The organism is Nodosilinea sp. FACHB-131 (genome assembly GCF_014695395.1).
Classification (GTDB): Bacteria; Cyanobacteriota; Cyanobacteriia; order Phormidesmidales; family Phormidesmidaceae; genus Nodosilinea.
Genome location: NZ_JACJOF010000030.1, coordinates 1 through 18,023, shown reverse-complemented (window position 1 = coordinate 18,023; position 18,023 = coordinate 1). Strand labels below are relative to the sequence as shown.

Annotated in this window: 18 protein-coding genes, 1 other RNA gene and 1 pseudogene; 16 read left to right on the top strand and 4 right to left on the bottom strand. The window is 56.8% G+C overall.

Annotated features, from left to right (window positions below):
* The first annotated feature begins 256 nt into the window (after nt 1-256).
* From rnpB to H6F75_RS20745, 8 genes are all read left to right on the top strand, one after another.
* Nucleotides 257-632: RNase P RNA component class A (gene rnpB / locus H6F75_RS20780), an RNA gene on the top strand.
* A gap of 33 nt (nt 633-665) precedes the next feature.
* Nucleotides 666-1,394 (top strand): ribonuclease III, encoded by a 729-nt coding sequence (gene rnc / locus H6F75_RS20775; protein WP_347710686.1) that lies wholly within the window; start codon nt 666-668, stop codon nt 1,392-1,394.
* Nucleotides 1,369-2,403 carry a Gfo/Idh/MocA family oxidoreductase gene (locus tag H6F75_RS20770; protein ID WP_190754360.1) on the top strand — a complete coding sequence of 345 codons (1,035 nt, stop codon included), beginning with the start codon at nt 1,369-1,371 and terminating at the stop codon, nt 2,401-2,403. The genes rnc and H6F75_RS20770 overlap by 26 nt, the downstream gene beginning before the upstream one ends.
* 407 nt (nt 2,404-2,810) lie before the next feature.
* Nucleotides 2,811-3,050, top strand: a complete 240-nt coding sequence (locus tag H6F75_RS20765; protein WP_190754359.1) for a hypothetical protein — start codon at nt 2,811-2,813, stop codon at nt 3,048-3,050.
* Nucleotides 3,051-3,143: 93 nt separating this feature from the next.
* A complete protein-coding gene (locus tag H6F75_RS20760; protein WP_190754358.1) occupies nt 3,144-3,785 on the top strand; it encodes a hypothetical protein in 642 nt (213 codons plus the stop codon).
* Between the two features lie 553 nt (nt 3,786-4,338).
* Nucleotides 4,339-5,058: a fasciclin domain-containing protein gene (locus H6F75_RS20755; RefSeq protein WP_190754357.1), complete on the top strand. Its 720-nt coding sequence runs from the start codon at nt 4,339-4,341 to the stop codon at nt 5,056-5,058.
* 370 nt (nt 5,059-5,428) lie between these two features.
* The gene (locus H6F75_RS20750) at nt 5,429-6,073 is read left to right on the top strand and encodes a response regulator transcription factor (protein WP_190517735.1); all 645 of its coding nucleotides are present in this window, start codon (nt 5,429-5,431) and stop codon (nt 6,071-6,073) included.
* Nucleotides 6,074-6,255: 182 nt separating this feature from the next.
* Nucleotides 6,256-7,458 (top strand): glutathione S-transferase family protein, encoded by a 1,203-nt coding sequence (locus H6F75_RS20745; RefSeq protein ID WP_190754356.1) that lies wholly within the window; start codon nt 6,256-6,258, stop codon nt 7,456-7,458.
* A gap of 22 nt (nt 7,459-7,480) precedes the next feature.
* On the opposite strand, the gene mutL is transcribed toward H6F75_RS20745, so the two are convergent.
* The gene (gene mutL, locus H6F75_RS20740) at nt 7,481-9,226 is read right to left on the bottom strand and encodes a DNA mismatch repair endonuclease MutL (RefSeq protein WP_242020246.1); all 1,746 of its coding nucleotides are present in this window, start codon (nt 9,224-9,226) and stop codon (nt 7,481-7,483) included.
* A 322-nt stretch (nt 9,227-9,548) separates the two neighbouring features.
* Between mutL and H6F75_RS20735 the strand changes: the two genes are divergently transcribed.
* The 3 genes from H6F75_RS20735 to H6F75_RS20725 all read left to right on the top strand — a co-directional run bounded on the left by H6F75_RS20735 (nt 9,549) and on the right by H6F75_RS20725 (nt 11,273).
* On the top strand, nt 9,549-9,926 hold the full coding sequence (locus tag H6F75_RS20735) for a rhodanese-like domain-containing protein (RefSeq protein WP_190754355.1): 378 nt from the start codon (nt 9,549-9,551) through the stop codon (nt 9,924-9,926).
* A gap of 39 nt (nt 9,927-9,965) precedes the next feature.
* On the top strand, nt 9,966-10,976 hold the full coding sequence (gene cofG, locus H6F75_RS20730; RefSeq protein ID WP_190754354.1) for a 7,8-didemethyl-8-hydroxy-5-deazariboflavin synthase subunit CofG: 1,011 nt from the start codon (nt 9,966-9,968) through the stop codon (nt 10,974-10,976).
* A 78-nt stretch (nt 10,977-11,054) separates the two neighbouring features.
* Nucleotides 11,055-11,273 (top strand): hypothetical protein, encoded by a 219-nt coding sequence (locus H6F75_RS20725; protein ID WP_190754353.1) that lies wholly within the window; start codon nt 11,055-11,057, stop codon nt 11,271-11,273.
* Between the two features lie 89 nt (nt 11,274-11,362).
* Here H6F75_RS20725 and mazG read toward each other — a convergent pair whose 3' ends face one another.
* Entirely contained in the window at nt 11,363-12,223 is an 861-nt protein-coding gene (gene mazG / locus H6F75_RS20720; protein ID WP_190754352.1) for a nucleoside triphosphate pyrophosphohydrolase, read from the bottom strand.
* A gap of 243 nt (nt 12,224-12,466) precedes the next feature.
* Here mazG and H6F75_RS20715 point away from each other — a divergent pair, with 243 nt between their 5' ends.
* From H6F75_RS20715 to H6F75_RS20695, 5 genes are all read left to right on the top strand, one after another.
* Complete coding sequence (locus H6F75_RS20715; protein ID WP_190754351.1) at nt 12,467-13,669, top strand: argininosuccinate synthase; 1,203 nt, start codon at nt 12,467-12,469, stop codon at nt 13,667-13,669.
* 221 nt (nt 13,670-13,890) lie between these two features.
* Nucleotides 13,891-14,631 carry a prolipoprotein diacylglyceryl transferase family protein gene (locus H6F75_RS20710; RefSeq protein ID WP_190754350.1) on the top strand — a complete coding sequence of 247 codons (741 nt, stop codon included), beginning with the start codon at nt 13,891-13,893 and terminating at the stop codon, nt 14,629-14,631.
* A 10-nt stretch (nt 14,632-14,641) separates the two neighbouring features.
* Nucleotides 14,642-16,078 (top strand): radical SAM protein, encoded by a 1,437-nt coding sequence (locus H6F75_RS20705; protein WP_190754442.1) that lies wholly within the window; start codon nt 14,642-14,644, stop codon nt 16,076-16,078.
* The gene (locus H6F75_RS20700; protein ID WP_190754349.1) at nt 16,075-16,458 is read left to right on the top strand and encodes a hypothetical protein; all 384 of its coding nucleotides are present in this window, start codon (nt 16,075-16,077) and stop codon (nt 16,456-16,458) included. The genes H6F75_RS20705 and H6F75_RS20700 overlap by 4 nt, the downstream gene beginning before the upstream one ends.
* Nucleotides 16,459-16,583: 125 nt before the next feature.
* On the top strand, nt 16,584-16,910 hold the full coding sequence (locus H6F75_RS20695; RefSeq protein WP_190754348.1) for a hypothetical protein: 327 nt from the start codon (nt 16,584-16,586) through the stop codon (nt 16,908-16,910).
* Between the two features lie 50 nt (nt 16,911-16,960).
* On the opposite strand, the gene H6F75_RS20690 is transcribed toward H6F75_RS20695, so the two are convergent.
* Both H6F75_RS20690 and H6F75_RS20685 read right to left on the bottom strand, forming a co-directional pair.
* Nucleotides 16,961-17,350 carry a RidA family protein gene (locus H6F75_RS20690; protein ID WP_190754347.1) on the bottom strand — a complete coding sequence of 130 codons (390 nt, stop codon included), beginning with the start codon at nt 17,348-17,350 and terminating at the stop codon, nt 16,961-16,963.
* A gap of 148 nt (nt 17,351-17,498) precedes the next feature.
* Nucleotides 17,499-18,023: pseudogene (locus H6F75_RS20685) on the bottom strand (photosystem II q(b) protein); the annotation flags it as partial.

Below are 18,023 nucleotides of genomic sequence, written 5' to 3'. Positions count from 1 at the left end.
TAGCCGGGGTGTTTTGTATCGGTTTGGTTGTAGGACACTGGCGGTAGCGGCTGCTGTTGTTGCGATCGCCCCCACCTATTGTTATTCTTCTCAGTTCCAAGCCCGCTTTCAGCAGCAGCCCACTTTGCCTTGAAGAGTAGAAAAGCAGGGTTGTCCGCTGGAGCCAAGTACGGGCGGTGATAGACAAAAAGGGCCATCCACCGCTGCTGTTTTATACGCAGCGTTTCTACCCTGGGGCTTAAACTATTAACAAGAGGGAGGTAGCGCAGGTGGTTGCGGATTGGTTTTGCCAATCTGAGGAAAGTCCGGGCTCCCGAAAGACCAGACCTGCTGGGTAACGCCCAGTGCGGGCAACCGTGAGGAAAGTGCCACAGAAACATACCGCCGATGGCTTCGGGAATTTTTCCAGGGGCACAGGTAAGGGTGCAAGGGTGCGGTAAGAGCGCACCAGCAGCATCGAGAGGTGCTGGCTCGGTAAACCCCGGTCGGGTGCAAGGTCGAGGGGCAAGGTTGGTCTTTTTCCAGCCCCGCTGTTACGTACCGCAAGAGGCGTTTGGCAACAAGCGTCCCAGATAGATAACCGCCCCCCTGGCAACAGGGGAACAGAACCCGGCTTATGTCTACCTCCTTCCCTCCATCTTCTTCCTACTGACGATTTGTTGACCGTGACCGATCTCCCCCCATCTCGACAGCGACAGCTGGAGCAGTGGGTGCAAAAGTCTGCCTTACCCACCGCTGGTACTCTCAACTGGGTGCGCCTCAACCAGGCTTTGACCCACAAGTCGGTAGACGCAGCCAACAACTACGAACAGCTTGAGCTGCTGGGAGATGCGGTGCTGCGACTGGCGGCAACAGAATGTTTGCAAGAAAATTTTCCCAACGCTTCAGTGGGGGAACTGTCGGCGGTGCGATCGGTACTGATTAGCGATCGCACCCTCGCCCAGCTAGCCCAAGAGCTAGATCTAGCCCCCTACCTCACCATTGCCCGTGGGATGACGGTTGGCCCCACCCACCTAGCCGACGCCCTAGAGGCGGTAGTGGCCGTGCTCTATTTAGAAACCCATGCCCTAGGGTCAGTGCGCGTCTGGCTAGACGACTCACTGCTGCGGCTGACGGCTGTCGTGCGCCAAGACCCAACCCGACAAAACTACAAGGTAGCCCTGCAAGAACTCACCCAGGCTCACAGCAAAACCCTACCTCAGTACCGCACCGAAGAGCAGCGATCGGTAGATGGCGACCCCCAGCGCTATGCATCTACCGTCTGGTTTAGGGAAACCTGTTGGGGAAGCGGTCACGGCCCCACCAAAAAACAGGCCGAGCAGGCCGCCGCCGCCGTCGCCTACGATCGCCTTCGTCAAGCCCTTACCTATGAGTCCTCCTCCCCGTCCCCTTAACCTCGCTATTTTTGGTTTGGGCCGCTGGGGCAGTCACCTGATGCGAAACTTTTTGGCTCTGCCCACGGCGCGAGTAGTGGCGGTGGTCGATCCTAATCGACAGCGGTTAGACGAGTTGCGCGATCGCTTTGCCCTGGGCGACACCGTGGCCTGCTACGACGACTGGCCTCAGGCCATGACCCATTCAGGCCTAGAGGCCGTAGTAATTGCTACCCCGGCCAGCACTCACTACCCCATAATTCAGGCGGCCTTAAAAGCCGGCCTGCACGTGCTGAGCGAAAAGCCCCTCACGCTAGACAGCAACCGCAGTGCTGCTCTTTGTCAGCTAGCCACTACCCAGCAGCGACAGCTCATGGTCGATCACACCTATCTGTTTCACCCGGCAGTGCAACGGGGTCGCGAGCTGTGCCGTCAAATTGGGCCCCTGCGTTACGGCTATGCCGCCCGCACCAACCTGGGGCCAGTACGCTCCGATGCCGACGTGTTCTGGGATCTAGCCATCCATGACATTTCCATTTTGAATTACTGGCTGGGGCAGAGCCCGCTGGCTGTCGCCGCTTGGGGGCCAGTGTGGCTGCAAACCGAGGCGGAGGCCAAGTTGCGAGATGTGGGTTGGCTACGGCTGATGTACCCCAACCCAGTTGGCTATGCCCCGCTAGAAGTAATGGTGCACGTGAGCTGGGCCAACCCCGACCGACAGCGGCGGTTGGCTTTAGTAGGCGATCGCGGCACCCTGGTCTTTGACGAAAGCCCTCAGGCTCAGCCCCTTACCCTATACTCTGGGCACTTTCAGCCCCAGGAGCCCCCTTTTGTACCCAGTGGTCTCGCGGTTGAAGCGGTGGCGATCGCCCGCCTAGAGCCACTTCAACAGATGTGCGCTCACTTTTTAGAGTGCGTTGCCAACAATAGGCCTTCACCAGTATCGGCGGGACCCATGGCTACCGACTTTGTGAAGCTGATGGAAGCAATCGCGATCGCTGCCGAAACAGGTCGGCAAGTGGATATCTAGATCCATATCTAAAAATTCAGATCCTGTTCCTACTCCAGAACTATTTCATTCGACTGAAATAGCGGTGGTTTTTTGCACAGACTGGGCAAGCTACCCCCGTGGGCCGATGCCTACTCCCGTTGTGTTTTGAGAAATTTGTCTCAGGCACTTCGCAACATCGCAGCTTCATGAACTCAGAATAAGTTTGCTTTGCCAATCCAATTTGGCGGGCTATACATGAAACAGCTCGTCGCCTTTTTGTCAGGGCAAGGGTTTGAGTTCCTGGCCGTCAGCCGTCAAAACCCCTCACACACAAAAGACCTATGTACCATTCATACTGGCTTACAGCAGCAGCCGTTCTAGGCCTTTGCGTTCTCCCAGGTCAAGCTCTGGCAGCCCCCCAAGACCTGGAAACAACACCTCAAACCATGGCTGACGCCCTTGCTGTCGAACAGCGTGACCAAGACAGCCTCAACCGCGTAGCTAATCAACTGGATCAACGAGTAGGTCGCCAAGAAAGCAGTGGTATCACTGATCTAGCTGAGTCTTTAAACTTACCCATACTCAATGACCTGGTAGACGAGTCTGGAGAGGTAAACCTACCCCTAGGTCTCACCGTTTACGATGCCATGGGCACAACCTCTGTCGGCTTTGGTTCTAAGTTTTAGTTGGCGCCCAAGGCAGCTTATGCTTTGGGCAAGAGCCTGACTTGTCGCCCTAGCCCGGTATACTACCAAGGAAAGAAATTGGAACACCGGGCCTTGGGCGTCGATCTTCGTAGCTACGTTTATATTGACAATCTTCAACCCCAGCATGCAGCCTACATGGGTACTGTCTCGCTGGGGTTTTTGCCGTTGCCCGGCGATGCTTCCCTATGGATAGAAATCTCCCCCGGCATTGAGATTAACCGCATCCTCGACATTGGCCTCAAAGCCGCCGTGGTGCGCCCTGGCACACTCATCGTCGAACGTCTCTACGGTCTGCTTGAGATCCACGCTAGCAACCAAGGCGAAGTGCATGCTGCCGGGGGGGCTATGCTCGACGCCCTAGGGCTCACCTACCGAGAGCGGCTCAAACCCCGAATCATTTCCAGTCAGGTGATTCGCAACCTTGACCCTCACCACGTTCAGCTAATTAACCGCAGCCGCCGTGGCAACATGATTGTGGCAGGGCAAACCCTCTACGTGTTTGAAGTAGAACCTGCTGCCTACGCCTCTTTAGCCGCCAACGAGGCCGAAAAAGCAGCACTGATCAATATTCTCCAGATTAGCTCGGTAGGTAGCTTTGGTCGTCTTTACCTAGGTGGCGAAGAACGCGATATTCTAGCTGCCCAAAGAGCCGTTATGGCCGCTATGGAGGCTGTGCCTGGGCGAGTCCAAAGCAATGGTCAGCGTCACGAGTAAATCTCCTTGAAGCTCGATAGAGCTGCCCCGGGTTGGGATAAGCGCAAATCGTTGGTTGCTGTTTGGTGTTGACGGCTCTGGATAGGTCACCATCTCAACGCATCTTCGGTTATTTACTCAGCAATTTGGCTCTAGCTCGACCCCCTGTATTGCCCGATCGCCCTCAACTTACCCCCCTAGCGACATAGGCTCTTGAAGAAGGTTGACCACCGCATCATCCTCGCGCTCTGTCGAGTTGCAGTCATGACCAAATTTTTGAAATCAGGGAAAAGCGAGCAGGTATTGTTCTAGCTCATCGGGCTCAATCCGCGTATAACCTGCGTTTCAGGGTATAAATTAGCAATCCTACTGCTGTTTTCTCAGCTAGCCCAAATATACGCTATCGGTCAGCACAAGGGACAATGCCATTTTTTTGTTTTTTTGGGGAACGAAATAACTCTATCGGAGGAGGGATAGTTGCCTTTCGAGACCGTGTTACAACTCATCGAGTCTGGTTAAGCTATGTAACGCTGTTAGCCAGGCATTTGTAACACTTGTTAGGACGTAACTTTCTATGACTCCGAACACTCTTCGCATTGCCTTGGGTCTAGTGCTTTTTGGTGCCGCTCCTGCTGCTATCACTGCGTTTCCTCAGCAGGCTATCTCTGATACCTACAAGCCTCAGGCTGAGCAGCCTGCCGCTGTGGATCTAGAGGAACCCACTGACACTGAGCAACCCAGCGCTGCGGAAAAACCCGCTGATGCTGAGCAGCCTACCGCTGAAGGACCCACTGACGCTGAGCAGCCTACTGCCGAAGAACCTACTGGTGCTGAGCAGCCCACCGCTGAAGAACCTACTGACGCTGAGCAGCCTACCGCTAGCACCGAGCAGTCTATTGCTGAGATTGCCGCTGGTGATGAAAACTTTGAAATTCTGACCGCTGCTATTGAAGCCGCTGGTCTCACTGAAGCCCTGAGCAATAGCGAACTATCTATCACTGTGTTTGCCCCCACTGACGAAGCTTTTGAAGCCCTGCCCGAGGGAACTTTAGATGAGCTGCTACTGCCCGAAAACCGTGATCAGCTGGCGCAGCTTCTGACCTATCACGTGGTGGATGGCGAAGTTCGCTCCACAGATTTGACCTCTGGCGAGGTGGATACTCTAACCGGTGCTCCCGTGACCGTCACCGTGGGTGAAGAGTCTGTCACCATCAACGAAGCAAATGTGGTGACGGCTGATATTGAAGCCAGCAATGGCGTCATCCACGTTATTGACACAGTGCTGCTGCCGTAATGTCCAAGGGACAACCTTCTGTGGCACGCTTTGAGGTGTAGATGTTGCGGAAATAGTCAATGTCGCCGCATTGCAACACAGAAGCTTAATCTATAGCAAGCGGTCGCCCTAGTGTTAGGGCGACCGCTTGCTATAGGGGCAATTGCTGAGATTCACGATAGCCCTGAGCTACGACAGTGGTCCTTGGAGGGCGATCGCACGCTGATATCAATTTGTTGAAGTATCATCAGCAATAAGCGCTAGCCCTTTAACCACGATTAGAGGGGTGGGGCTCAGAGCTCGCGGTGCTGCGCTATTCAATGTAAGGGCACCGGGCTTTTGGGGGCATACTTAGTTTTAACGATGAGCTAATCGCAGTGACTGTCAAAGCATGAAGGATTCAACCCCAGGCGATCAGAAGCAGCTTCTGCTAATTGACGATGACCCAAACCTGATCTTGTTAGTCAAGGACTATCTTGAGTTCCGTGGCTATGAGGTGAAGACAGCGGGCAACGGTCGAGAAGCCCTGGATATGCTGGAGAACACCACCCCAGACATGATCATCTGCGACGTGATGATGCCCGAGATGGATGGCCACGCCTTTGTGCGCCACGTGCGAGAAAATCCTTCCACCGAGTGGATTCCGATTTTGTTTCTCTCCGCCAAAGGCCAAAGCCAGGATCGCGTCAAGGGGCTCAACACCGGGGCCGACGTCTATATGGTCAAGCCCTTCGAGCCTGAGGAGCTAGTCGCTCAGGTAGAGTCTTCCCTCAAACAGGCCTCTCGGCTGATCAAACAGCAGATTAAAGGTGGCGGCAGCCCAGCGATTCAAGTTCCCTTTGATGTAGAGTTGACGCCTACCGAGCTGCGGGTAGTGCAGTTTGTCGCCCGAGGCATGGCTAATCGCGAGATTGCCAACGAGCTTCAGGTCAGCCAGCGCACCATTGAAAGCCACGTCAGCAACATGCTGGGCAAGACCGGCCTAAACAACCGCACAGAGTTAGCCCGCTGGGCCATAGAGAATAACAAGGCCTAGAAAGGGGTTCAAGGTACAGGGTGTGAGGTTTAAGGAATTTGCCTTGAACCCTAAACCATCCAAGGGTTCAAGGTACAGGGTGTGAGGTTAAAGGAATTGCCCTGAACCTTAAACCATGAACCCTAAACCCTCCTTTGAACCTGGCACAATCAGGGTAGTGACCTAATCGCATGCCCTGATTTATGACAACTGCTCCCCTCAGCTGGTCGGCCCTGGAAGAAATGGCCGATTTTTCTGTTGACTACGTGAATGGCCCTACCAATGCCCAGTCTCGGCTACGCCTGTTTGGCCAGCCTGAGTCGGCAGTGCGGGTCACCCTCTACCGCGACAATCACGCCTGGTGCCCCTATTGCCAAAAAGTATGGCTGTGGCTTGAAGAGAAGCAGGTGCCCTACCGCATCGAAAAGGTCACCATGTTTTGCTATGGCGAGAAGGAAACCTGGTACAAACGCAAGGTACCTTCGGGCATGCTGCCTGCCCTGGAGTTAGACGGGCGGATGATTACCGAGAGCGATGATATTCTGCTGGCGCTGGAGCAGGCGTTTGGGCCGCTGCAATGGGGAATGAAAGACCCGGCGGTGGTGCCTCTGCGGCAGCTAGAGCGACTGCTGTTTCGGGCCTGGTGCATGTGGCTATGTCAGCCAGCGCGATCGCCGGCTGCAGACCAGCGAGCGGGCGAGCAGTTTGTAGGAGTTGTGCAACGGGTGGAGCAGGCCTTGGCCGCGACTCCTGGCCCTTTCTTTTTGCCAGAATTTAGCACTGCTGACGTGGTGTTTGTGCCCTATGTGGAGCGCATGAATGCCAGCCTTTATTACTACAAAGGCTACTCGCTGCGGGAGGAGAACCCTCGCCTCAAGGACTGGTTTGATGGGTTGGAGAGCCGCTCTACCTACCGCGGTACCCAGAGCGACTTTCACACCCACGTGCACGACCTGCCGCCGCAGATGGGGGGCTGCTACGAGAACGATTTGCCCCAAACCCGACGCAACCAGGTCCAGGTTGATCGCGGTCCCTGGTTTGGCCTGCCCGACGTAAATTACCCAGAGCCAGAAACCTCCCGCGTTGAGGCTTTAACTCGCATGGTGAAGCACCGAGACAACATTATTAAAGTGAACCCTGCTGCGAGGGATGTCATTGATCCAGCCCTGCGCTGTGCGTTGACTTATCTCATGACGGGGGAGCCCTGCCAGCCTCCGGCTGGGGCTGAGTTGGGGCTGCGGTATCTGCGCGATCGCATCAATGTCCCCCGCGATATGTCGATCTATGCTGCCAAGCGCTTGCGCGAAGCCCTAGAGGCCACCGCCGCCCTCGTTGGGGAGGCCCAGCCCGACCCGTTGCCAACTCGTCACCGCCGCGACCAAGACCCGACAAATTTCGCTGCCTAACCCCGCCGTGCTTGACCCCGCCCTAAATGCCGTGGCTTTTGCCGATTACCCAGCTGCGGCGGAAGAAGCGAGCCAGGCTAGTCTCGCTCAGCGTCAGGCAGATGGGTCTGCCGTGGGGACAGGTGCGGGGGTTGCGGGTCTGCTGCCAGTCGTCGAGCAGGGTTTGCAGGGTGGCGAGAGCGAGCGGCGTGCCGTTGCGAATGGCGGTGCGACAGGCGATCGCCACCTGAGCCGTGTCCAAATTTCCGCCAAGGCTGAGTTCTAGCAGGGCGTCGGGGAGGTCATCGCGATCGCACAATGGCCCCGGTGCTTCCCGAATAGCCCAGCGATTTGGCCCAAATTCCTCAGGGTTCAGCCCCAGTCTTTGGAGCTGTTCTAGCTGCTTCTCAGTTAGCCCTTCCAGCACAACGGGGGTGGTTAACGGCACCAGCTGCCATTGGGTTTGCAGACGCTCGTAGAGAACGCGCTCATGGGCAATGTGTTGTTCGATCAGGCAAAGGCCATCGGTCTGTTCGGCCAAAATGTAGCGGTTGTGGACTTGAGCGATCGCCCGCAAACTTCCCGGCCGCTCGCGGTAGGGCAACCCGTCGGACAATTCAGCAATGCCGTAGGTGCTACTGGGTTCCGCTGTCTTGAGCAGTTGGGTAACGCGCTGCTGCTGGCTGGCATCGGTCAGAGTTTCGGCCTGCTGCCCTAAAAGCGTAGCCACGTGGCTTTGACAGAGTGCCGTCCAGTTTTCGAGCCGGTGCAGGTAGAGGGTCGATTTGTCGGGGCGGCGGTTCCAGTCGATGTCGCTGGGCGGAACGGTGAGGTGCACAAACGCCAAAGGATAGCGGTGGCGAGGTAGAGTATGGCGAAAGGCGTTCACAACAGCCTGCTCTAGCTCAGGAACCGCTACAAGCCGCCCGTTGACTGCGACCTTGACCCAATCAGGTCGGGGGCGATGGCAGCGATCGGGCAGACCAATCAGACCATAGATCCCTGCTTTTGAAGGAAGATTCTCTAAGAAATTGTCTTCTCCTACGGACCAAGGGGCGACTTGCCAGCCTTCCTGCAAATCGCTTTCGCTGACGGCCCGCAGCAGTTGAGGAACGAGCCCTTTAGCGGTGGGGCTGGGGGTGCAGGCCAGCCAGGGGCGATCGCTCACTTGCACCGCCCAAGTCACCGTTGGATGAGCCAAGGCGCAGTGGTGGATAACGCGCTGCACTTGGCTGAGCTGGCGGGGTATGGTCGGCAGTCGCTCTCGACGAGCAGGCCAGTCGCCAAAGAGATTGGTGACTGTCACCACGGTGCCCTGGGCAAGGGCGGCTGGAGCTGTGTCTAGGGGTTCTCCTTGGGCAGAGTAGGTGACGCGCCAGCCTGACTCTGCACCGGGGGCGCGACTGCAAATTTCTAACTGGGCAACTTGGGCCAGGCTGTGCAGAGCTTCGCCGCGAAAACCTAAACTACTCACCTGCCACAGGTCTGCCTGGGTGCGAATTTTGCTGGTGCTGTGGGGGATGGCGGCCTGGTGCAAATTCTCCAGTGCCATGGCAGTGCCGTTGTCGGCTACCTGCACCCGGCCCTGGTCGGGCCAGAGGGCGAGGGTAATATGCGTGGCCTGAGCATCGAGAGCGTTCTCAATTAGCTCGCGCACAACCGCCGCCAAAGAATCGATCACCTCTCCGGCGGCGATGCTGTGAATAACATCTCCAGGCAACAGCTGGATACGGCAGGGCACTAGATTAGAAACGCTGTCAGCAGGGATAGGGATGGGGCTCCGAGGCAACTGATTCTATGCTACTGCGCAGGTTGGGCACTGGAACAAAGGATCTAGTTGTGGTCTTAACCCTATGAATGAATGGCGCTTGCTTGATGCTGGTGGGCAGTGCCCACCCTACGGTACATCAAGCTTTTAGCGATTCGGGGGTGCTTGTGTCGGACTATTCAACTCAGGAGTTGAGGTTTGACTCAAGGAAGTTCATTGAAATTTTCAATCAATGAGAACAAGACAATAGGTTACTTTGTCTACTATTTTCAATGAAAGTTTGCGCCCACCATTAAGGTTTGTTACATTGCAGGAGAACTCCTTCTCCCAGGATCCTCCTCACATGAAACGTTTTTTTGGCTTCTTGCCTAAGCCTAAGCCTTTGCGGCCTGAATCTCGTGTTTACGATCTCAAGGAGCGGTTGGACTGGGGAGAACCGGCGCTAACGATTATTGATGTTCGCGATCGCGTCGATTTTAACGAGAGCCACATTACCGGCGCCATTTCGATGCCGGCAGATTCGCTGCTGTCCACAGCTGCTAACTGCTTTGAGGTCAGCCGCGATCTCTATATTTATAGCAACACCGACAATGAAGCCGCCGCTGTGGCCGAGCAGCTGCGGGAGGCAGGCTTCTCCAAGGTTGCCATCGTTCGAGGCGGGGTTGCGGCCTGGAAAGCGGCGGGCTTTCCGGTAGAAGTGGTGACGGCGGAAGTGGCCTAAACTCACCTAAACTGGCGGGGTTGAAGCGATGGCGTTGGTATGGATCAGGCTAGGGCAGTTGATTCACGCAGCGGTTTGTTGACACAGCATGGGTTGCAGCGGGTGGTGACCTACAGTCGGGCCTACACCTTGGTGCCCACCTACGAGTGCTTCAACCGCTGCACCTACTGCAACTTTCGGGTTGACCCCGGTCATTCGCCCTGGCTGAGTTTAGAAGATGTAGCTCAACAGCTGCCCACGCTGCGCCGTCAGGGGGTGTGCGAAGTGCTGGTGCTCAGCGGAGAGGTGGCTCCCCACAGCCCCCGCCGCGATGACTGGTTTCGCCACATTTACCAAATTTGTGCGCTGGCTCTAGAAGCCGGGCTGCTGCCCCACACCAACGCCGGTCCGCTAAGCCGCGATGAGATGGCGCAGCTGCGGCAGGTCAATGTGTCGATGGGGCTCATGGTCGAGCAGGTAACGCCGAAGCTGCTCGACACCGTTCACCGCCATGCCCCCAGCAAACGACCTGAGGTGAGGCTGCAACAGCTGGCCTGGGCCGGAGAGCTAAAGATTCCTTTTACCACCGGGCTGCTGTTGGGGCTAGGGGAGAGTGAGGCTGACTGGGTAGAGTCGCTGCGGGCGATCGCCACCATCCAAACTCGCTATGGCCACATTCAAGAAGTCATTTTGCAACCCCACAGCCCTGGGCAGCAGCAGCTTCAGCCAGGAATGGCGCTCGATGAAGCCGCGCTGGTGAGAGCCGTGCAGCTGGCGAAGGAATATCTGCCCCCAGACGTCAACCTTCAGATTCCGCCCAACTTGGTCAGTCATCAAGGACTGCTGGATTGTTTAACCGCAGGCGCGAGGGATCTGGGCGGCATTAGCCCAGTGGATGAGGTGAACCCTGACTATGACCACCCGACTCTAGAGTCGCTGGAGGATGCGATCGCCCCCTCCGGCTGGCACCTTCAGCCCCGCCTACCCATCTATCCCCAATACGATCCTTGGCTGCCCGATCCGCTGCGGTCCCTAGTTAAAACCTGGCGCAACTCACTCAACAATCTCTAAACTCACCCACCCATCCACCCATCCACCCATCCACCCCAACAAGGTAAAATCCTCACAGGTTCAACAGAGGGTTTACCTATGGCTGCTCCCCAAACCTGTCCTGTATGTGGCGTCAAAATTATGGTGGGCATGGTGGGGGGCGATCGCGTACTCTTCTCGGCTGGCCCACCCGGCAACCGAGCCCGGCTCTACGCTAGAGTTTGCCGCTACGTCGATAAAGCTGGCTGCATCAACAAAGACGGCGGTGGCCAGGCAGTAAACCCCAACGATTATTACAAACCCGACGCGCCGCGGTAGAGGTGCGATCGCTCTGCATGGGGATGGATCGGAACTGGTGGGCAGTGCCCACCCTACCAGAGTTGCCGTAGGGTGGGCACTGCCCACCACTAGTCCTCGGGCTGAGCCAAACGCGCCTTCGCCCGCTGCCACAGTGCTTCTAGCTCCTCAATGGAATACTCGCCCAGGGGCTTCTCTGCCACTGCCTCCACCAGCTCAAAACGCTGAATGAAGCGACGGTTGGTGCTCTGCAACGCCTCGGCGGGGTCAAGGTCGTACCAGCGAGCCAAATTCACCAGGGTAAACAGCAGATCGCCCAGCTCTGCCTGCTGATTTTCCTTGGGCTCATGGGCCAGGGCCTGGTGAAACTCGTCCAGCTCTTCGTGAAATTTGGCCCACACATCGTCAACGGTTTCCCACTCGAACCCAGCCTTGGCGGCTTTGACGGAGATTTTGCTGGCGGCCATCAGCGGCGGCAGGGTGCGGCTGTATTTGGTCAGCTTGGGCGATAGCTTGTGGGGCTCATGGGCAACGCCCTTTTCTGCGGCTTTGATGCGGTCCCAGTTTTGGCTGACTTCTTCGGGAGTCTCACCTGAGGCATCGCCAAAGATGTGGGGATGGCGGCGCACCAGCTTGTCGGCAATGCCAGTGGCCACGGTGCCCAGGTCAAAGTCGCCGTTGTCGCTGGCCACCTGAGCTTGGAGCACCACCTGGAGCAACAGGTCGCCGAGTTCTTCGGCGATCGCATCCTTTTCCCCCACCTGAATGGCATCGACTACCTCGTAGGCTTCTTCGATCACGTAGGGGATCAGGCTGGTGGGGGTTTGGGCCAAATCCCACGGGCAGCCGGTTTCGGGATGACGCAGCTGGGCAATCACATCGACCAGTCGCTCCAGGGCAGCGAGAATAGCGGCGCGATGGCTAGGAGAAATATTGGACGGGATGTCGGAAGAGAAAGGCGCAGAAACCATAACGAAACCGCGTTGACGACAGCTTTGCCTAGCATGGCAGTAAATGGCGGCAGCGGGTAGGTCGTTTCCGATGTCATCAGATCTTGCTAAATCGCCGTAGTGCAGGGCGGGCAACTCCATATAAGATAGCCATGGCCAGAGCGTCACCGTTCTATTTAGAACCACAGGCTTTGGCTTATTTAGTGAGTCGTCCGCTCAGGACAGCTATTAAACGAATCGTCTAACGAAAGTAGGGAATTGCCCATGGGTCGCGCAGAGAAAGTTGTCTTAGCCTATTCCGGTGGCGTCGATACCACCGTCTGTATTCCCTACCTAATGAATGAGTGGGGCGTAAAAGAGGTGATTACCCTGGCGGCAGACCTGGGCCAGGGCGACGAGCTAGAGCCTATTCGCCTCAAGGCACTAAACGCCGGGGTCAAAGAATCCCTAATCGCTGACCTGACCGAAGAATTTATTACCGACTACGCCTTCCCCGCCATTCAGGCCAACGCCCTATACGAAAACCGCTACCCCCTCTCTACCGCCCTGGCCCGCCCGCTAATCGCCAAAGCCTTGGTCGAAGCCGCCGATCGCTACGGGGCCGATGCCGTCGCCCATGGCTGCACCGGCAAAGGCAATGACCAGGTGCGCTTTGACGTGGCGATCGCTGCCCTCAACCCCAGCCTCAAGGTGCTAGCCCCCGCCCGCGAGTGGGGCATGGGCCGCGAAGACACCATTGCCTACGGCGAAAAAATGGGCCTCGAATTCCCGGTGAAAAAATCTAGCCCCTACAGCATCGATCGCAACCTGCTGGGCCGCAGCATTGAGGCCGGGCCGCTCGAAAACCCCATGACCGAGCCCCTGGAAGAAGTGTTTTTGATGACCGAGGCGATCGAAAACACCCCCAACGAGCCGGAATACATCGACATCGGCTTTACCAAGGGTTTGCCCACTAGCCTCAACGGTGCAGCCCTGAGCCCGGTGGAGTTGATTACTCAATTGAATGCGATCGCCGGTCGCCACGGCGTCGGCCGCATCGATATGATCGAAAACCGTCTAGTAGGCATCAAGTCACGGGAAATCTACGAAGCTCCTGCCCTGCTAGTGCTAATCGACGCCCACCGCGACCTGGAGAGCCTGACCCTTACCGCCGATGTCACCCAGTACAAGCGCGGCATCGAAGAAACCTACAGCCGCCTGGTCTACAACGGCCTCTGGTATAGCCCCCTGAAGCTGGCGCTCGATGCCTTCATTCAGCAGACCCAAGAGCGAGTCAGCGGGACCGTGCGGGTGAAGCTGTTTAAGGGCACCAATCGGGTGGTGGGCCGCGAGTCTAACCTCGCCCTCTACAGCGATGCCCTGGCCACCTACAGCTCCGACGATGCCTTTGACCACAAGGCAGCCGAGGGCTTTATCTACGTGTGGGGCCTGCCCACCCGCGTCTGGTCTGAGAAAATGCGCGGTTAGTAGGTTAGGTAGATCAAAAATAATCTCTCCTGACGAGATTTAGCCTGCACCCTAACTCCCTCTCCCAAGCTGGGAGAGGGACTTTAAAAGGTTCTCCGGCTCCCTCTCCTTCGTGGGAGAGGAGCTGGGGGTGAGGGCTAGGTAGAGCGCCAGCGGCACCCAACAGCAATTGAGCTTTGTTGGGTTAAACTGCGGTTCACCCCACCTAATCGGGTCGATCTATGGTGTTTCCGGTTTATGTGGGGGTGGGGGCGTTCAAGCTCCACCCCCATTTTGTGTTTGAGGTAGTGGCTTACGGGGTCGCCATGGGGTTGCTGCGTCGCAACGTCAGCAGCGACGCTATTCCCTTGAGCCAGCGCAGTTCGGTTGTAGTAGGTGGGCTGATTGGGGCGCTGGTGGGGGCAAAGCTGCTGGTGCTGCTCCAGCACGTGGATTTGTTGGGAAGCAACTGGCGATCGTGGCTGCTGCTAGGCTTACAGGGCAAAACGGTAGTGGGAGCGCTACTGGGCGGGCTAATCGGCGTCGAGCTGACCAAAAAGTGGATTGGCCTGACGCGGTCGACCGGTGATGCCTTTGTGTTTCCGCTGTTGGTGGGAACGGCGATCGGGCGGGTAGGGTGCTTTTTGACCGGGTTGAGCGATCGCACCTACGGTACCGTTACCGATCTGCCCTGGGGCATCGACTTTGGCGACGGCCTGCCCCGCCACCCTACTCAGCTCTATGAGGTGGCGTTCCTGATAATTTTGGGGTTAGTTCTGGTCTGGTATCGTCAACGTGAGATCCCCAGCGGCAGGCTGTTTCAGCTCTATCTGGTTGGCTACCTTGGCTTTCGCTTTGCTGTTGATTTTCTCAAGCCCGACTTTCAGCCGCTCTTAGGGCTAAGCTTTATTCAACTCGCCTGCCTGCTGGGAGTGGCCTATGGGTTACGCCAGCTTTCGCGGCGGCAGCTCACAGTTTCGTAGCAGCGTCCCCATGCCCACCCGCCCCTACCTGTTCTACGCTCTCACCAATAGCCTGTGCTCCCGCTGCCTGGGCAAAGTCGAGGCCAAAATTGTTTTCCAAGACGGGGGCGTGTATCTGCACAAGCACTGCCCTACCCACGGGCGCGAAGCGGTGCTGATTGCTGACGACGAAGAGTATTACCGGCAAACCCAGGTGTTTATCAAACCGGGGGATATGCCCCTCAAGTTCAACACCCCCATCCGCTACGGCTGCCCCTACGACTGCGGCCTCTGCCCCGATCACGAGCAGCACAGCTGCCTGACGCTGATCGAACTGACCGATCGCTGCAACCTGAGCTGCCCCATCTGCTATGCCGACTCGGGTGTCGAGGAGCACAACGCTGCTAGCCAGCTCCGCCGCCACCGCTCCCTCGCCGAGATCGAGCGCATGCTGGATGCAGTCGTCGCTAACGAGGGCAGCCCTCAGGTGGTGCAGCTCAGCGGTGGCGAACCCACCCTGCATCCTGAATTCTTTAAAGTGCTGGAGCTGGTTAAGGCCCGACCGATCCAGCATTTGATGATCAATACCAACGGGCTGAGGATTGCACAGGATGCGGCCTTCTGCGATCGCCTCGCCCAATACAAAACCGGCACTGAAATCTATCTCCAGTTCGACAGCTTTGAGGAAAAAGCCCTGCGCGAACTGCGAGGGGCCGATCTGCGCGCTACACGGCAGCAGGCAATCGATCGCCTCAACGACCTCAACCTCTCAACCACCCTGGTGGTCACGCTCAAGAAAGGGCTCAACGACCACGAAATTGGCAAAATTATTGACTACGCTCTGGCCCAACGGTGCGTGCGAGGCGTGACGTTTCAGCCCATTCAGGCGGCGGGGCGGCTAGAGGGGTTTGAGGCGGGGCGCGATCGCTACACCCTCACCGAGGTGCGCCGCGCCATTCTCGACCAGAGCCCCCACTTCAAACCGCAGGACATTCTGCCGGTGCCCTGCCACCCCGACTCGCTGGCAATGGCCTACGCCCTTAAGGTCAAAGGTCAGGTGATTCCTCTCACAGGCATGTTCTCAACGCCCACCTTTGTGGAGATGATGCCTAACTCGGTGCTCTACGAGCAAGACCCCCAGCTCAAGCAAAAAATTTTCGAGCTGTTTTCTACCAGCCACTCCCCGCAGTCGTCGGCCAATGCGCTAAAGCAGCTGCTCTGCTGTCTGCCCCAGGTAGCGGTGCCCAGCGGCATCACCTACGAAAATATTTTTCGCATTATGATTGTGCAGTTTCTCGATGCCTATAACTTCGATGTGCGATCGGTGAAGCGATCGTGCATTCACATCGTCCACCCCGATGGCCGCATCATTCCCTTTGACACCTACAACCTGTTTTACCGGGAGGGCAGCGCAGGGGCCGCTAAACTGGCCGAGGTTCAAGCCGCTAACCCGGTTCCAGCGCCATGACCAACCCTAGCCCCACCCCCCCACGCGAAGGCTCAGAAATCTCCAGCGGCATGCTGCTGCTGCTGGGCTGTCACGCCCTTGCAATGGTGCTGATTTTTTTCATCGGTATGGTGACAGAGTCGCACTTTGGTAACTACAGCTCACTAGCACCTATTGTGGTTGGGTTAGTAGGGTTTCTGTTTTGGCAGTTGCTCTACGTCGTTCCGTTAATCACTATTCTCAGGCGGCGAGGCCGAACTGCGATGGCAAAAGGCGTCGTTATTATGGCTGTGCTTACCGCCCTGCTCAACGGACTTTGCTCCGTCTCTAATCCATTCATACTGGGATTGATACAGGAATTTATACGAAACGCACTAGACTTTAGAAAACCCACCCCCTAAGGCACCTGATTATTTACACTAGCGGGCTGCGCATTGCTCAAAATGCGGGGTTCTGCGATTCCGGGACGGATCGCTTAGCGAATCGCCTCGCTGCCCACAAGCCCGGCATTAAACCTCCCCACGCTATGACCAATCCCAATTCCCAAAATGAAGGTCTAGAAATTGTCAAAGGTATGCTGCTGCTGTTGGGCTGCCATGCCGTGGCAGGGGCACTAATATTTCTCTTGGGTTTGTTGTTGGCCGTCATTGGCATCGGTGACTACGCGTTTGCCATTCCTTGGGTCATTGGGGCAGCAGGGTTCTTCTTTTGGCAGCTGCTCTACGTGATTCCGTTAGTGATTACCCTGCGGCGGCGAGGGCGTCCCGCCATGGCTAAAGGAGTGATTATGGCCGCTGTGCTGACTGCCCTCGTCAACGGGGCGTGCTTTATCTCTATGTATGGCTTTGTTTAGAACTTGTGGATGAGCTATTACAGGGAACCACTACTCATCCACCCGCTGATTCACTCCCCACAGTAGGCGATTAGATCAATCTCCACATCCCCATAGCCTGCCAAAGCCGTAACCCCCACAGTCGTGCGACTGGGCCGGAGAGCATCGCCAAAGTACGACTGGTAAATGGCGTTCACCGTTTCGTAATAGCGAAAGTCGGTAACAAACACCCTTGCCATGACCACCTTGTTAAAACCGCTGCCCGCATGGTCGAGCACTAGGGCCAGATTATCCATCACCCGCCGGGTTTGCTCCTCAATTGGGCCTTTGACAACTTCGCCTGTAGCCGGATCTTCCGCTAGCTGACCGGTAACAAACAAAAAGTCGCCCGCCCGCACCGCATGGGAGTAAGGAGCCACCGGAGGCAGCAGATTATTGGGCAGGGTCATAAACTCCAACATAGGTGTAGTTCTCGATAACGACAGCCCTAAAGTTTAAATCAACCTGCGATCGCAGCGTGAACGATTCCACGCTTTTGCAAAAACAAAAAGCGCCCCTCTTACGAGGAGCGCTCTTTGCTCAATCAATCAGTGGAGTAGTCAGTCAAGACTAGCCGATGATCTCAGGCGCCTCAGCCGTCGCCAAGTCGAGGGGGAAGTTGTGAGCATTGCGCTCGTGCATCACTTCCATACCCAGGTTCGCCCGGTTGATCACATCCGCCCAGGTGCCAATCACACGACCCTGAGAGTCAAGGATCGACTGGTTGAAGTTGAACCCGTTGAGGTTGAAAGCCATGGTGCTGATGCCCAAGGAGGTGAACCAGATACCAATCACAGGCCACGCACCCAAGAAGAAGTGCAGAGAGCGGCTGTTGTTGAAGCTGGCGTATTGGAAGATGAGACGACCGAAGTAGCCGTGGGCCGCCACGATGTTGTAGGTCTCTTCTTCTTGACCAAACTTGTAGCCGTAGTTCTGCGACTCGGTCTCGGTGGTCTCACGCACCAGAGAACTGGTAACCAGTGAACCGTGCATGGCGGAGAACAGAGAGCCACCGAACACACCCGCGACACCCAACATGTGGAAGGGGTGCATCAGAATGTTGTGCTCAGCCTGGAACACCAGCATGAAGTTGAA